This is a genomic window from Sphingobium chungangianum (genome assembly GCF_977014255.1).
The window spans coordinates 972131-985875 of record NZ_CDRNIV010000006.1 but is presented as its reverse complement, the minus strand read 5'-3'; the positions used below and the strand labels follow the sequence as shown (position 1 = coordinate 985875).

Here is a 13745-nt window from a genome sequence, read left to right as displayed (position 1 = left end):
CTGAACCCAGTGAGACATTGTCTCACTGGGTCCATATGGAGCCTTATGGGACACCAGATTTAGATCAGGGCTTTGTCCCACTGAGGCAAGCTCTATTGCGACCTAATAATTTCCAGCAAGTGCTCCAGCCCCGACGCGTCGCCTTTAATTTTGACGGCCGTCGCCATCGGGGATGGCGAGTGATCCTGTATCTGATTAACCAAGTCGACGAAAATCCTGTCTGCGGACACAACGATGTCAGCGTCGAACAAATACGCGCCAAGTTGTGCGTCTCCGGGCGTTCCCCGCGACACGGAACGCGCTTGCTGTAAATGCTCGAACGCCCACCGTATCCAATGCCGGGGCATTGATCCCGCAGTAACATCCCTGATCCAAAATATATCCCAATCCGTTGGACGGGTAACCCACACCGGCACGAGAAACGGCTCCAGCCAATCTCGATATGGGTCGCCCATAGATAGTAGGTGGCGTGTCGTCGCTTGCACCCCAGCTACCCGCCAAGGCTCCGCCCGCTGGTCGCGAACTTCGCCTGTTCGCGTGTCGATAGTTACCGCGATGGCTTTATCCAGCGCGGGTAGCCTGTGATCCCCTATGTCGCGCAGCCGGTCTCGCGCGGTTCTTGCATATTCTCGTGCTTCGTCGAGGTTCGCAGCCCGGAACCACTCCGCCATTTTGTCCGGTTGATCACGAACGCGCTGCCAGAAGCCCATTTTTCTTAGATTTGAACCTCTGGACTGGTTAGTTCGTGTCCAGTCATATTTGTTTCGCCGGAACCGCGCCAAATCCGGGGTTCCGCTCAGCCAGTCCGGCCTTGCTCGCTGAACTTCTGACTTGATCTCTTCACACTGCAAATAGGCCTCTGGCATCAGCCTCGTCCAACGCGACCGTGTTTGCAGTTCAGTTACAGCGTTCCGCAACGGCACATCGGGTATCGCAAGAGCTTCTTGGACAACGCTCGGCGCGACGACGATCTTTGCGTTGCTCTTGACAGTTGCCGCTTGGAACGCATCTCCGAGTGCGTGTTGCGCCAGATAGCTCCACACATTTGTGTCCAGAAGGATTTTCGCTGTCTTCATCCAAGAAAGGCGTCATCAAGTTTGGACTGGTTATGCTCCAGCCAGTGATGGCAGAATTGCCAGTCGGGCAGCACCTGGTCCATAAATGACCGAAACTCCCGTCCGTGCGAGCGATGGCGCAGGTGAGCCATTTCGTGGGCCACCACGTATTCGAGCACCTTCTTCGGCGCGAAAATCAGATGCCAGTTGATGAGGATGTTGCCTCCCTTCCCGCATGACCCCCAGCCGTGGCCAAAGTCCGCAGCGCGGACCGACCGAGGGACGAGACCGAACTGCTTACCGAAAGCGGCGGCGATCTCTTGCACGTCGCTCCGGACGCGCTGCTTCAGCCACAGTTTTAACTCGCCGGCGACAAGATGATCGGCGTTGTCACCCGCCCAATGAGGCAAATCGACGATGAACCCATTTCGATAGGTGACTGTCCCGCGCCCAGCATCGGTTCGACGAACGGTAAGCGACATGTTGCGGCCCCGATAAGGTATCTTCGAGCCTGTCATGAACCGGGGCACGACGTGACGGCTGGCCGCGATGCGCTCCATCTCGCGCACGGTGTTGAACACCCACTGCCGCTTGCGCTCCAAGAACCCCGCTATGTCGCTGTCATTGTCTCTGTTCAGTGCCAGCACCTCGACATGGCCGGGCGTGATGGTGATCCGGCGTTCTGATGCCGTGGCCGAGCGACGAAGCTCGTAGGGGATTTCCTTCTGGCCTATTTGGAGCGTAGGCATCAGGCGGCGCTGCCATAGGCATGGACGGCGAACTCCTCCACCTTCTCGCGGATAGCCTTCGTTTCGCCGATGCCGTGTTCGGTCAGGATGCGCCGAACCTGTTGGCGTAGGGACCGCAAGTAGGCTTCCATATGCGCAAAGGCGGGCTGGGTCGCGGCGGCGTCGGCATAAACTGCCCCGATGGCGATGGCCGCGTCCTGCAAGGTTTCGTGGTCAAGGTCGGTCACGATGGCCTCAATGATGCGCAGGATCGAGAAGGCGTTCTCATCCATGCCGAGTTCGGCGTGCGCGCCCTGTTCGCTATGGATGTCGCCGGTCAGCCCCTCGAACTCGCGAAGACCATCGGCGGCGGCAAGCTGGCCCTCCTCGAAGCGGCGGATAATCTCCAGCACCCGCTCGGAGAAACGGCCATATTGCGCCGGGTTCTTGTCCACCAACTCACGGGTAACGCGACGAAGCTCGGCGGATTTGCGGATAAACGCTTCCTGCAACTCCCCCTCGGTCTTTGTCTCCGTATCGAAATCGTCGGCAAAGTTTGGATCAGTGATGTTGCGCAGGCGGATCGTGGTCGAGAGGCCGGTGACATGGACATGCTGCTCCAGCATTTCCCTTATCTTGGCCGAATAGCTCTTGTGGTCGAGGCTCTCGTCCTTGCTGATGGCCTGCGTCGCCAACCGCAGGAAGGCAGCGGCCCATTTCACCTCGGCGGTGAAGTCGAGGATCGCGGGATCGGGCGACAGGTCGGCATAAACCTTGATGAACATGCGGGTGAGCCGCTGGAGGTCGAACCAGTCATCCTCCTGCTCCCCGGCAGCCATTTTGGCAGCGGCATAGGCGGCGGCTTTTTCATCCATGCCCTCCAGCCCCATGGCGCGCTTCTGCGCCCGGTAGCGGGCGTGGGCTTCCTTGAGGTCGTTCCGCAGAATGGCGATGTCGCGCATGGCATTCTCGACATCTTCGGAGCGATAGGACTGCAATGCCTCGTCCAGATGGCTGGTGACGCCGATGTAATCAACGATCCGCCCGTTGGGCTTCTCTATCTCGCCCCCATCCGGCAATTTGATTGTGCAGGTGCGGTTGGTCCGGGCGATGGCTTGGAGGAGGTTGTGTTCCTTCAACGGCTTGTCGAGATACATTACGTGCTCAAGCGGTGCGTCGAAGCCGGTCAGGAGCTTGTCGCAGACAATCAGGAAGCTCGGCTCCTGCCCGAACGCCTTAAACCGCTTTTTCGCGTCCTTTTCAGCAGCATCATCGAGATAGTGCGCTTCCAGCCCGGCACGCAGTGCGGCAACCTCTGGGTTCTCGCTCGGCTTGTTGTCCTCTTGGCTCTTGGAATAGACGCAGGCGATCATGGCGTCGGCCTTGGCCCGCGCCTCATCGGCCGCCATGCCGCCGCGTTGCAGGTCGGCGGAGATCACGGTGGACAGCGCGGCGCGGTAGAGGATCACCGCCTCACGATCCACAACGACAATCTGCGCCTTGAAGCCATCCGGTTGGCAAACGGTCTTGAAATGCTCCCAAATGTCCATCGCGATCAAGCGGACGCGTTCCGGGTGCTTGGCGATGGTGGCGAGCGTCAGCCCCTTGCGCTTCAGTTCCTCGCGCTTGTTATCGGGCAGATCGACAAACCAGCGGTCGAATAGGATGTCGATTTCGGCCTCATTGATCGCCCAATCGGTTTTGCGCCCTTCGTAGAGGATCGGCACGGTCGCGCCGTCGCGCACAGCGTCGTCAATGCCATATTTGTCGAGGTAGCCCTCTCCCGCGATGCTGAACCGGGCGTAGGTGTCCTTGTCGGTCGATTTGATGGGGGTTCCGGTGAAACCATAGAAATGGGCTTCCGGCAGGGTGGCTTGCAGGAAGGCTCCCAAATCCTTTTCCTGCGTGCGGTGGCACTCGTCCACCAACACGATCCAGTTGGCCGAGTTGGGGATAGCCTCTTTCGATCCGGCAAACTTGAAGATCGTGGACAGCAGGATTTGTCCATTGCCGCCCCGGTTCACCGCCCCGCGCAGTGCCGCCACCGATCCGCACTGCGTCGGGTTCGGCAGGCCGCAGGCGACGAAGGTCTTACTGATCTGATCGTCGAGGTCGATCCGGTCGGTCAGCACGAGGATGTTGGGATTAGCAAGGCTGGGCGCGTCAAGCGTAAGGTGGGTCTTCAGCTTGAGAGCAAGGAACACCATAGTCAGGCTCTTACCTGAACCCTGCGTGTGCCAGATCAGGCCCTTGCGGTGCTCGCCCTGTGCAACCCGTTGCACCGCCTTGTTCACCGCGCGAAACTGCTGATAGCGGCAGACCTTCTTGATCTTGCGGCTCGTCTCCGGGTCCACCTCGAACACGATGAAGTGGGCTAGCAGGTCCAACAGGCGGGATGGTTCGCACAGACACCACAAGTCCTTGGCGAGATCATCGGCGAAATCATCGCGGTGATGGGGCCATGCGTCGGGCCATGGGGCATAGAACTGCGAGGGCGCGCCCGTCGCCCCATAGAGCGTGGCCATGCCATCGGTGACGATGTTGAAGGCGTTGGGGTAGAACAGCCGGGGAATGTCCCGCTCATACTGCTTGATCTGCTCGAAGGCTTCTTCGGCCTTGGCCGTGGTCTTGAGAGGGGACTTGGCCTCGATCACCACCAGCGGGATACCGTTCACGAACAGCACCACATCGGGGATGCGCGGCCGCTGCGCGGCGACGCGGAACTGGTTAGTGACGTGGAAAGCGTTGCGGCTGGGGTTCTTGAAGTCGATCAGCGCAATTGGGCTATCACGGCTCTCTCCGGTCAGGCGGCGCGAATAGCCGCCGCGCAGTTTGCGTTGCCACTCCTCGTTATCGGACAGTGTAGAAAGGTCGTTGTAGATCGCCTCGGCATCCACCGCACCGATGCCATTGAGGTCTCTCAGCGCGTCGATCAGCACGGACTTGAGAAGGGCACGGTTTTCCTCCTCTCGCATCGCCATTGCCTGCGTCGGGGGCAGCATATGCCAGCCCATCGCCGCCAAAGCATCAAGCGCAGGTTTCTCGGCGAGGCGGTGTTCACTCATAAAGCGCCTGACTTTTGCATCAGGTGGACAAGGAATGCTGCTCCCTTGGCCTCAGCCTGTTCTGCAACCTCCTGAGAAAGTGCCGCCACCTCGTCGATGGCCCAGAGCATTTTTCCGATTTCCTTTTGTCGCTCGATTGGCGGTAGGTTCCATTCCAAACGACGAACGTCTTTGACTGACAAGTGCTTTACGGTGGTCCCGGATATTGCCGCTTGTAGTCGCGCGAGGTCGGGCTTCAGTCGATAGTATAGATACATGTCATCGAGCTTGGCAGGCTCAGCAGTTCGTATCCGCAGCACTCGTTGGTTGAGGAGCGCAGGCTGGCCGTGCCAACGCTGGGCGACGAAAGAGCCATCCATTCCCACGATTATGTCGCCGGGTTCGACAACGTAGATTGGATCATACTCTCCAGTGTAGCGGCACGCTGTAAAATCTTTGCCGATGTCCCTAATGCGGATCAGAGGCATTCCAATCTCACCTTCAGCGATGAATAGCTCAGATTTAAAGGCAAAACCGGACGTAATCTCTACGATGTTGCCGACTTGAACAGGTTGGCTTTCTTCAAGCGCCTCTTGCTCTGTTTTAGACACGAACTGCGTCAGGTGACGCATCTCTGCTTCCCGCGCATCCCGCTGGCGAATGATTTCCTCAAGTTTCGAGATTTCTTCGCCGATGTCAAAATGGCTCTGTTCGGGACTAGTATTCACGTACCAAGCCGGGTTGAACGTGAACCTCTCTCGCCTGATCTCGTCCACAGAAACGACGCGAGCCAACTTCTCAACGTCTGCAAATCCGTGGACGGCATCGGCCAGCGTGCGGACATGATCGTCGGTCAGGAAGTTCTGCGCCTTGCCCGGCTGGTAGGTGGCATCGCCATTGACGATCAGCACCTTGCCGCGCCGCTCGGCAGGCTTGCGCTTGCGGCACACCAGCACGGCGGCGGGGATGCCCGCTCCATAGAACAGGTTAGTCGCAAGGCCCACGACCGCCTCGATCACATCTGCGGCCAGCATGGCCTCCCTAATCCGCCCCTCGGCACCGCCCCGGAACAGCACGCCGTGCGGCACCACCACGGCCAGTATCCCGTCATCCTTCAGGCTGGCGAGCATGTGCTGGACGAAGGCAAGGTCGCCATAGCCTTTAGGCGGGCAGCCATAGACATCGCGCCCAAACGGATCACCGTTCTGCCAGACATCGTAACCCCAGACCTTTTCCGAGAAGGGCGGGTTGGCCAGCACCCGGTCATAGGCCCCGATGCCTTCCACGAACTCGCGCGCCTTGGGGTCATACCGCTTGGGGGAGAGGATCGTGTCTCCCTTGGCGATGAAGGCGTCGTCCACGTTGTGCAGGAACAGGTTGATCTCGGCGATGCCCCACGTCGCGAAGTTCTTTTCCTGCCCATAGAGCGACAGGGTGCGAGCATCCTCGCCCCGATCCTTCACATACTGCACCGCCTCCAGCAACATGCCGCCAGAGCCGCAGGTGGGATCATAGATGGACATGCCGGGGCGCGGCTCAACGATCTCTACCATGAGCCGGACGATCTGCCGGGGCGTGTAGAACTCCCCGCCCTTCTTGCCCGCACCTTCGGCGAACATCTTGATGAGGTAGAGGTAGGCGTCGCCCAGCATGTCGGCAGGCACATCGGCATTGCGCAGACGGTGCTTCTCGAAATGGGCGAGCAGCTTTTCCAGCAGGGCATCGGAAAAGCGATCCTGATTGGCAAAATCCACGTCGCCAAACACCCCACGCAGCCGCAGATTGGCATCTTCGATGGCCGCCAGCGCATTGTTCAGCCGTTGACCGATCTGCGTGGCGTGCTGGCGCACGGCTTCCCAACGGTGTTCTTCGGGGACGTGAAAGCGATGCTCATCTGGGTCCGCAGCTTCCTCGCGGTCGCCGGTCTCGGCCAACAGCGCCTCATATTCTTCCTGCCACACGTCACACAGGCGCTTATAAAACAGCAGGCCGAAGATATATTGCTTGTAGTCACCAGCATCGACCGTCCCGCGAAGGATGTCAGCCGCCCCCCAAAGATGCCGTTCCAATGCCTGCTGCGTCAGCTTGCTCATTCACCCCCCGAAATGCCTGCTCGCACAGCCTCGCCCCAAAGGCGCGCCGTTTAGCTCATTGGCTGTCTAGGCAGTGTGAACGGGGGGATCAACGGCAAAGGCTTGTGCAACAATCGTCAGCTCGACTAACGCATTTTCTTGGCCAAGCGCCGTGCACCCCCTCCCTCCCAAACGGGCAAGAAAATGATGATCCTACTCACGGCTGACGACCTCGCTGCGTTCAGCGATAGCACGCGCAACGAAATTCTGCGGCGGCTTAATGACGTTGTCGGGGCTATGCCTAGGCGTGTCCCTTTTCCTGCACCCAATGTTGTCGATGCTTATGACGACATTCACGCCTCCGACCTTGAGGACATTACGTTCAAGCGCATGAAGAAATGGATGGATGGTTTGTCTGATCCGGTCCGGGCGGGTGTCCGCATCATCGCGCAACATGGGCCTGTCATCGAAGCCCGCCTTTTGCGCGAAGCCGGAATTAACGTGCGACACTTCCAGTCCGCGACCACACGACGGACGAGAGCCTTGACGGGCGACAGTGACGCTTATTTTCTCGGATGGAATAACTGGCTTGATGCTAACGATCCCAATGGCAAATTTGCCGTCAGTCCCATCACGCACCAATCTCTCCAGAGATATTTCGGCTTCATCTAAACAGGCCCACCTCTTGCAACCAGTTGCAACAGACTGGGGACGTTTCGGAGGCGCTCAGTCCACAAGGGAACTGTGCGCCCGCAGATGATCGAGATCGAGGCCATATGACACGTTCCTGACGGCCTCTGCCAGCACATCAGCCTCTAGACCGCTGCCATAGCGTCGTCCGATCTTCTTACCGCGCGTCCAGCCGCACAACTCATCCTTTTTCTCTTCCGGCACATCGGCCCGGTCCAAGGCACGCTTGAAGGTATGGCGGAACGAGTGAAATGACAGCAGGGGTCGGCGGTCGCCCAAACCGAAATGCTTGAGATCGCTCCGATACCATTTGGCGAAGCATGAACTGGCGTCGCCGTATTTGTTGATTGGCACTTCGGGGAATAGGGTCTCCTCAGCCCGACTGCGCCGCCGCTCTACCCAATCCAGCAGACCGATTTCCACCAGCGTAGGGTGAACAGGGATTTCTCGCTCGGCGTTCTTGTTCTTCAGCTTCATATCTTTCGTCAACACGATGAAGGGCGTGCCCGCGTCAGAGACGCGGAAATGCGATGGGGTTAACTGCAAAATCTCGCCGCACCGAAGACCCGAAAAGAGGCCGATCACGGGTGCCCAATAGCGGGCGCGACGGATGATAGCGTCTCCCGGTTCGCTGAAACCGTGGCGGTCATCACGGCAGCCGATATAGATTGGCCGCCGGAAAATGCGTTGCAGCTCATGATCCTCGAAAGGCATCTTCGCAACGGAGCCATCCGGCTTTTTGCCATTGGGCATCAACCCGTCTGCATAGTTCTTGGTGATATAGTCATGCCCGCTCGCCCAACCGCAGAAGCGCGATAGCTGGCTGAGATATTTCTCCTGTGTCGCATATGACAGGACGGGAGCGTTCGGCAGCCGATTGCCAGCGATTGAGCGAATATCGGACCCTCCCCGGATCAAATCCTCGAAATTGGGAGGCAGTTTATCAATCACTTCGGCAAAGCCTTCGCAAGCGGCCTTAGTCAGCGTCGCCAAGGGCGTTTTGGAGCCGAAGAACGCCAAGATATGCTTCATTTCCGCACGGTAACGGTCTTTGGTCTTTTCGGTCTGCCCCTTACGAAAGATCGTGTCCAAATAGGCCTGCTGCACGTCGCCGAAGGTCGGCCCCTGCCACTCAGGTAAGGACGGCGAATAGACCGGAGAAGCCACGACAGGCTCCAGAAAGGCAACGTCATCAAACCCCTTAGAATAATCCCCATTCAAGTGGCGACGCTCCATCTGGGCGATCTGCAAAGCAGCGCGACGAACCAGCTCACGGAGCAATCGCGCCTCCGGTGAAAGGAAATCAGCACGCCTCCCGGCTTTGGTGAGCAGATCGGCTTCGATTGACTGCACGAGGCGCATCGTTTCGGTGTCTTCTGAGGAGCGGAACATCGCGATGCGGTCTTCGATCTCCATCACATATTCATCGCGCCGCTGAGCATCCAGCGCGTCGTTGGGAGATAGCGCATCCAATTCGGACCTTGCCGCCATCAGATAATCCCGCGCCAGCCGCCGCGCATCCAGCTCGGTCAGGAAAGGCAGTGAGGGATCGCTCGGCCGAACCGGAGCAGGAATACGCGACCGGACGATAATTCCCTGCTCGTTCGCCGCTGAATGGCTGATCCGATCCTGCGTCTCACGGATTTCGCGTTGCACTGCTTGAACCGCGAGATGATATTTGCGCTCATGTTGGCGCGCGGGTTCTCCGGCATCTTTCCATGCGGACACCCCTAGTGACTTGTTGTAATCCGCCCGGCCCAGATGCGCGACTACGTCATCGGGGAAGCGCCTGCGATAATAGAGATTTCGGCTGCCCGCACGTTCAACGACGTATGGCGGTTTTGGCATTTCTTCCATGACCCTGTGTTACACATCGGTGCAGCAAAGAGGCAAGAAAAGCCGCAGATTTCCGCCGATTGGCAGAAATCCGCAGGTTTTGGGAAAATTGGTGGAGCCGAGGGGGATCGAACCCCTGACCTCGTCATTGCGAACGACGCGCTCTCCCAGCTGAGCTACGGCCCCGAAGGAGCGCTGCCTATAAGCGAGCGGAGATTCCCTTGCAACGGGCTTTTTCGGAAAAGCAGGGACTTGCCGCAACATCGGCAGCACGGTGCGGAAGAGCGATGTTACCCGCACGTAACATCCGGAACGATGCGCCCTGCTGCTCATTGGTGATGCAACGGCTTTTATGCCGTAGCAACAGCAGCCAAGGAGAAGGACGATGGGCTATCAAGGCGGACGTCGCTATGGCGACGATGACAGGGCTCGCAGCGACTGGGATCGCGGATCCGACCGCCATCGCGGGCAGCGCGACTGGCGAGATGATCGTAGCTATCGCTACGGCACGCGCGGCCAGTTCAGCGGTCCGGATTCTCGGCGGTCACCAGAACAGTATGATCCGGAAGAGCGCGGCTTTTTCGATCGCGCCGGAGATGAAATCCGCAGTTGGTTCGGCGATGAGGAAGCAGAACGCCGCCGCGAATATGACGAATATTATAATCGCCCCTATGGCGACCCGCGCGATGAAAGCAGCCGCATCGGGTTCGCCTCGGCATCGCGCAGCAACCAATATCTGCCGAACCGCGGCTATGCGCCCTATACGGGGGAACGCAGTGGCTATGGCAGCGAGGATCATGGCAATCGCGTACGCGCCTACGGCCCCACGCATGATTATGGCGAGCATCATGACGCCAACTATTATGCGTGGCGACAACAGCGGATGAATGAGCTGGACCGCGACTATGCTGAATATCAGCGGGAGCATCGCGATCGTTTCAACAGTGAGTTCGGAACCTGGCGCACGCGGCGCACCGAACAGCGCCAGGCGGCGCAACAGGTCCGCGAACATATGGAAGTCGTCGGAAGCGACGGCGCTCATGTGGGTACGGTCGATCGGTTAAGTGGCGATCGCATCATCCTGACCAAGAATGATCAGGATGCCAGCGGCGTGCACCACTCCGTACCTTCGTCCTGGATCAGGTCGGTGGACGAACAAAGGGTGACGCTGGAAAAGACGGCCGATGAAGCGCACCATGCTTGGCGAACCGAACGCGAGCAGAATGCTCTCTTTGGCGAAGGGCGCGAACAGAGCGGATGGAACGCTGGCGGCGTCAGTTCGCGCGATACGGAACGCAATCGCTAATCGAAGACAAAAATAGGCAAGGGGTCCGGCGGATGTCCGGACCCTTTGCTTGTCCGAACGCGCTCCCCCGCAACGGTGAGCCGGCCCCACCTTCAATGCGTCCGGCATGGAGGGAGGATGATATAAGGTCGATCAAGCCCTTGCTCTTGGGCCTCAAGCAATGCCAGAGCGCAAACTGCAAGCGTTACGAGGCCCTTTCATGCCAACCATATTGCTGCTGGTCATTTCCAACCTTTTCATGACCATAGCTTGGTACTGGCATCTGAAGGGCGGGATGGGAAAGCCGATCCTGTTGGTCATCCTGATCAGTTGGGGCATCGCGCTCGTCGAATATTGTTTCGCCGTACCCGCAAATCGCATTGGGTTCGCCAGCGGCTGGAGCCCAGGTCAATTGAAGATCGCACAGGAAGCAATCGCCCTGATCGTTTTCGGAGGCTTCATGGTCACGGTTTTGGGTGAACCACTCCATTGGCGCCACGCGGCCGCCTTCCTGTGCATAATGGCGGCGGTCGGCTTTCTGTTCGTAGGACGATCCTAAAGCATCTCCAAGCTAAGGCAGAAGAAGCGACGAGTCCCCGTAGGAATAGAAACGGTATCCGCTTTCTATGGCATGCGCATAAGCCGCCTGCATGCGTTCCCGCCCCATCAAGGCACTTACCAGCATAAACAGGGTCGATCGCGGCAGATGGAAGTTGGTCATTAGCCCATCCACTGCGCGGAACTGGTAGCCCGGTGTTATGAATATGCGGGTCTCGTCCGCGAACGGGCGGATAACTCCATCTTCCCCGCAGGCGCTCTCAAGCAGGCGCAGGCTGGTCGTGCCCACCGCTATAAGGCGACCGCCAGCCTGGCGCGCAGCGTTCAGCCGGTCGGCAGCAGCTTGCTCGATCCGGCCCCACTCCGCATGCATGCGATGATCATCGGTATCATCCGCCTTCACGGGCAGAAACGTACCCGCCCCCACATGAAGCGTCAGCGTTTCCGACGAGATACCCGCCTCACTGAGGGCCGACATCAGCGCGGGCGTAAAGTGCAGAGCCGCCGTTGGAGCCGCCACCGCCCCGTCCTCGCGAGCGAACATGGTCTGATAGTCACTGCGGTCTCGGGCGTCTGTAGGCCGCTTGCTGGCGATATAGGGCGGCAACGGCATGCGCCCCGCCCGCTCCAATAGCACCTCGACAGGCTCATCCCCCTCGAAGGTCAGCGTCACCCCGCCATCGTCATCGCGCGCGCCCGCCAGCGCAGTGACGCCTGCACCAAAATCTATCTGGTCCCCCTCGCGCACCCGCTTGGCATTGCGAAGGAACGCCTGCCATTGCCGCAGGCCAAGGCGCTTGTGGAGGGTTGCTCCGATCTTCGCCTGGCCGCGAACGCCCTCCAACTGAGCGGGGATGACCTTGGTATCATTGAACACCAGCACATCACCGGCGCGCAGCAAGGCGGGCAAATCCCGGACTGTGCGATCTTCGAAAGGCTTTTCGCCATCGACCAACAACAGGCGCGCCGCATCACGTGGCGACGCGGGCCTTAACGCGATGCTTTCAGGCGGCAGTTCGAAATCGAAAAGATCTACGCGCATGCGGGCGCTGTCCTCAAGGCACGGCCATCATGCCGATGCGAGACCGGCATGATCCACTTCAGGTGCGACTTATCGCTTCTTCTGTGATGACGCTTTCTTCACCGGTGCGGGTGCGGGCGCGATAATGGAAGGCGCGGGCGGCGTGGGAAGCGCCATGACCGGCGGCTTGCCGTCGCTTTCAATCGATGCCTGCAGGATCGTGGTCGGGTTTACGGGCGGCTCGCCCGGCGTGATGGCATCGACATATTGCATGCCTTCGATCACGCGACCGAACACCGTATATTTCTTGTCGAGCTGCATGCGGGGCAGGAACAGGATGAAGAACTGGCTGTTGGCGCTGTTTTCATTCTGCGCGCGGGCCATCGACACGGTACCGCGAAGGTGCGGCATCGGGTTGAATTCCGCCTGCAAGTCGGGAAGCGATGATCCGCCGGTTCCGTCATTCTTCGGGTCACCGCCTTGCGCCATGAAGCCGGGGATCACACGGTGAAATTTCAGACCGTTGTAAAAGCCCTGGCGCGTCAGTTGCTTGATACGTTCCACATGCTGGGGAGCGATATCGGGACGAAGCTGGATGCGAACACGGCCGCCGCTCGACAGGTCAAGATCCCAGACATCCTGGGGATCTACGGGCACCGAAGCGGGCGGTAGTTTCGCGCTGGGATCCTGTCCCATCGACTTGGCATTCTGCTCGGCCCGCGCAGCAGCCTCGGCCCTTTTTGCCTCTTCGGCATTAGCGCCTCCGCCACCCTGGGCCAGCGCCACGCCGCCCGACGCATAGAGAGCGATAGTGATCGCCACGGTCTTGAACGCCGAACTGAACCGCATGGATGAGCTTTCCCTAATATCTAAAGCCTGGTGGCGAAGCTGCTCTGATAACGCGCTCTTCGCGATTGGCAACTGAACGAAGGCTGAGCGGCCCTTATTGGTCGCCCTTCTTTCCAATCTCGCCGACCCGCGCCACCACCTGCTGGCATGTCGCGGGGCTTACGAACTTGTGGATCGGACCGCCGTAAAGCGCGATTTCCTTGACCAGCCGCGATGCGATCGGCTGAAGCGAGACATCGGCCATAAGGAATACCGTTTCGACGCGCGGGTTGATCTGCTGGTTCATTCCCGCCATCTGATATTCATATTCGAAGTCGGCAACGGCGCGCAGGCCGCGGATGATGACGCTGGCACCCTGCGATTCGGCGAAGTCCATCAGCAATGAATTAAAGCCAGTGACCACGATCTCCGTATCGATGTCAGCGCATTCACGGCGCACCATTTCCAGCCGTTCCTCGTCGGAAAACATGGGCGATTTGGAAATGTTGGTGGTCACGCCGATCACCAGCTTGTCGACCAGCTTGGCCCCTCGCCGAATAATGTCCATGTGACCCAAAGTGATCGGGTCGAACGTGCCGGGATAGACCCCCACCCGCTGCCTGCTCAT

The 13745-nt window shown here is 59.2% G+C and carries 11 protein-coding genes and 1 tRNA gene; 3 read left to right on the top strand and 9 right to left on the bottom strand.

The window, feature by feature from the left end:
• Positions 1–92: 92 nt before the first annotated feature.
• Genes ACWNC0_RS11900 through ACWNC0_RS11885 form a run of 4 tightly spaced genes read right to left on the bottom strand, consistent with a single transcriptional unit; the run spans position 93 to position 6920 of the window.
• Entirely contained in the window at positions 93–1076 is a 984-nt protein-coding gene (locus ACWNC0_RS11900; protein WP_449471815.1) for a hypothetical protein, read from the bottom strand.
• Positions 1073–1804 (bottom strand): M48 family metallopeptidase, encoded by a 732-nt coding sequence (locus ACWNC0_RS11895; protein ID WP_449471813.1) that lies wholly within the window; start codon positions 1802–1804, stop codon positions 1073–1075. The genes ACWNC0_RS11900 and ACWNC0_RS11895 overlap by 4 nt, the downstream gene beginning before the upstream one ends.
• A complete protein-coding gene (locus tag ACWNC0_RS11890; protein WP_449471811.1) occupies positions 1804–4848 on the bottom strand; it encodes a type I restriction endonuclease subunit R in 3045 nt (1014 codons plus the stop codon). Before ACWNC0_RS11890 ends, ACWNC0_RS11895 begins: the two co-directional genes overlap by 1 nt.
• Positions 4845–6920 (bottom strand): N-6 DNA methylase, encoded by a 2076-nt coding sequence (locus ACWNC0_RS11885; RefSeq protein WP_449471809.1) that lies wholly within the window; start codon positions 6918–6920, stop codon positions 4845–4847. Before ACWNC0_RS11885 ends, ACWNC0_RS11890 begins: the two co-directional genes overlap by 4 nt.
• A gap of 183 nt (positions 6921–7103) precedes the next feature.
• On the opposite strand from ACWNC0_RS11885, the gene ACWNC0_RS11880 reads away from it, so the two are divergent.
• Complete coding sequence (locus ACWNC0_RS11880; protein ID WP_449471808.1) at positions 7104–7571, top strand: hypothetical protein; 468 nt, start codon at positions 7104–7106, stop codon at positions 7569–7571.
• A 54-nt stretch (positions 7572–7625) separates the two neighbouring features.
• On the opposite strand, the gene ACWNC0_RS11875 is transcribed toward ACWNC0_RS11880, so the two are convergent.
• On the bottom strand, positions 7626–9437 hold the full coding sequence (locus ACWNC0_RS11875) for a site-specific integrase (protein WP_449471807.1): 1812 nt from the start codon (positions 9435–9437) through the stop codon (positions 7626–7628).
• A gap of 98 nt (positions 9438–9535) precedes the next feature.
• A tRNA-Ala gene (locus tag ACWNC0_RS11870) sits at positions 9536–9611 on the bottom strand.
• 199 nt (positions 9612–9810) lie between these two features.
• Here ACWNC0_RS11870 and ACWNC0_RS11865 point away from each other — a divergent pair.
• Both ACWNC0_RS11865 and ACWNC0_RS11860 read left to right on the top strand, forming a co-directional pair.
• A complete protein-coding gene (locus ACWNC0_RS11865) occupies positions 9811–10731 on the top strand; it encodes a DUF2171 domain-containing protein (protein WP_449471806.1) in 921 nt (306 codons plus the stop codon).
• Positions 10732–10930: 199 nt separating this feature from the next.
• Positions 10931–11269, top strand: coding sequence for a DMT family protein (locus ACWNC0_RS11860; RefSeq protein ID WP_449471805.1), 339 nt, complete (start codon positions 10931–10933; stop codon positions 11267–11269).
• Positions 11270–11281: 12 nt separating this feature from the next.
• On the opposite strand, the gene queA is transcribed toward ACWNC0_RS11860, so the two are convergent.
• From queA to coaD, 3 genes are all read right to left on the bottom strand, one after another.
• Entirely contained in the window at positions 11282–12310 is a 1029-nt protein-coding gene (gene queA / locus ACWNC0_RS11855) for a tRNA preQ1(34) S-adenosylmethionine ribosyltransferase-isomerase QueA (RefSeq protein ID WP_449471803.1), read from the bottom strand.
• Positions 12311–12379: 69 nt separating this feature from the next.
• Complete coding sequence (locus ACWNC0_RS11850) at positions 12380–13138, bottom strand: peptidylprolyl isomerase (RefSeq protein WP_449471802.1); 759 nt, start codon at positions 13136–13138, stop codon at positions 12380–12382.
• A gap of 94 nt (positions 13139–13232) precedes the next feature.
• The gene (gene coaD / locus ACWNC0_RS11845) at positions 13233–13745 is read right to left on the bottom strand and encodes a pantetheine-phosphate adenylyltransferase (protein ID WP_196224042.1); all 513 of its coding nucleotides are present in this window, start codon (positions 13743–13745) and stop codon (positions 13233–13235) included.